Genomic DNA, 1,960 nt, shown 5'->3' with positions numbered 1-1,960 from the left:
GCTCATACTTTGGTTTGTGATTGGACGTCGCGATCGATTGTAATGGTGCATGTACCGAGCGGACCAATGGGCCGGTTCTTCAATTGCGGCCGATCCCAGGTGATTGGTCGATTTGGCGCGGCTGTGCGTCAGGTCTTGATGACCTTGAGCGGGGTCCCCTGCTTGGCCTGGGCTTTTTGACGTTCCGCGCGAAATCCGCAAGCTGGATGCAAAGCCGGCAAGAACGACGAAGCACCGGCAGCAAAAGCCACTAGGTTGTGGGTGGGCGTTGCGATCGGTGGTTTCGATCCGTTTTCGTCACCATCGTGGCAGCGCTCCAACTCGTGCCAGATTGGTTCTCCGGGCCCCTCCCACGCCCGCCGATCGATTGTGAAGGCGCTCCTCCCCCCGGGAGCGTTTCTCGCCGCTCGAGTTCTTGGGCCGATGACATGTCGTCATCGGCCCATTTTTCCCTCCTGCCTTCCGAGCAGGCACCGATTCACGGTCGATCGCCGGAGCGTTGCCGGCGTCGGGACCTTCGGCGATGCGACTTGCTTGCGGCGCGATGCATCGCGCGGKTTCGGAGACAAGATCCGACGTCGCAACTGACGCTCGTCTGTCGCAGGTGGGGCCAACTCAAGTCGACGGGGCGGTCAAGTCAGCCTCAACCGCAATCACCGCGTCGTGAGGGGCGCAACACCTCCCATCAAAACCGGTTCATGCCTGAAAAAAGATCGGTCGGGGGATACTTGTCCCCGTCGTTATCGAGCTGCGATGCCGGCTTCTTGGCCGATCCGGTTGTCGGTACTTCACCGTGCCTCGGCAACGAAGTGTGGTTGCCGTTCGTTTTTCGTTCGACACGATCGAACTTTGCCTGCATGCGTCCTGGAGGCGAGGCTGCGGCAGCGGCCCAAGCGGTTGACAGAAGGACTGCCGCGATTGCAGCCCCTATTGAAAGAGAACCCATGCGATTCACCTGTTGTGTCGTTCTGTTGCACAGCGCGGCAAAATTCGAATTGGCGATAGAGATATCGCTCATGCCCGCAATCCTTATATAGGTTTCGAAATACGCTATGAACCGCTATACAAAACACATTAGGCATGGCTGCAATTGTTTAGTTACTTAATCTTCAAGTATCATTCCACACATAAGAAATTATCTGGCGCATAAGGCCAGCAGTTATTCCTGCCGCCAGCTTTCGCCGATTGGCCCGCGGTCCTCGCGTGGCGGCTTCGTCCCTGGCCGCGGGGCCTGGACAGACCCATGCACGGCGCGGCGCGCGATCAGTCGAAGATCGGCTTTCCGATTCCGTTCGAAAAAATGTTGCCGAGATAGAAGTGGAGTTGTGCACGCACGCCGATGTCGCGGCCCGAACTCGCATTGATCGGAACGATCGCCTCCACCCCGAGTTGAGCGTACTCGCCCACCCAGATGACGCCAGGATTGATCGTGCCGGTGGTCTGTCCAGCCGACGGCCCGTTCAGCGGCGTCTGCATCGCGAATTCCACCAGCGGCACCAAACCCTCGGCGAAGCGATGAGCATTACCCTTGTCAGCGGAATGCACATTGGTCAGCAGGCTGTATTCCAGGGCAAAGCCCCATTGCAAGATGTCTGGGTTGTCGACCGTGGTGGCGCCGGTCACCGTGGTGGATTCGGTTGGCAGTGCGACTCCTAGGGTCGCGGTGACGTTGACCGGACGCAGCCATGCCAGCGAATCCGACAGATCGCCGAAGCCCTTGCCGACGTAGAGGGTCGGTGTCAGCGTCGAGAACGACTTGGCACCGACGTCGGACGATCCGGTGCCGCCCAGCGCCAGCGTACCGCCTGCCGAGAACACGAACTCGTCCTCGGCACTGGAATAGAGTTCATATTGGGTGCCGAGCACCAAATCGTCGAAGCCCGAGCGCGTGCTCCCCCGATCGACCATGCGGTAGTTTGCGGTGAACGACACCGACCAATCCGGGGTGATGAGCTTGCTG

2 protein-coding genes are annotated in these 1,960 nt (G+C 59.5%); both read right to left on the bottom strand.

What is annotated here, in order from left to right; all coding sequences use genetic code 11:
• Positions 1-685: 685 nt before the first annotated feature.
• Positions 686-1,018 (bottom strand): hypothetical protein, encoded by a 333-nt coding sequence (locus tag ACXJ7R_RS31240; RefSeq protein ID WP_457155176.1) that lies wholly within the window; start codon positions 1,016-1,018, stop codon positions 686-688.
• Between the two features lie 245 nt (positions 1,019-1,263).
• A partial coding sequence (locus tag ACXJ7R_RS31235) for a hypothetical protein (RefSeq protein WP_457155175.1) occupies positions 1,264-1,960 on the bottom strand: 697 nt, incomplete at its 5' end.

The organism is Mesorhizobium sp. P5_C1 (genome assembly GCF_054049815.1).
Note: the sequence above shows the minus strand (reverse complement) of the source record. Positions and strands in the feature narration are given on the sequence as shown.

Bases quoted from the DNA above. Each gene is read 5' to 3' on its own strand.
- ACXJ7R_RS31240 (WP_457155176.1), bottom strand. From the start codon at position 1,018: ATGAGCGATATCTCTATCGCCAATTCGAATTTTGCCGCGCTGTGCAAC.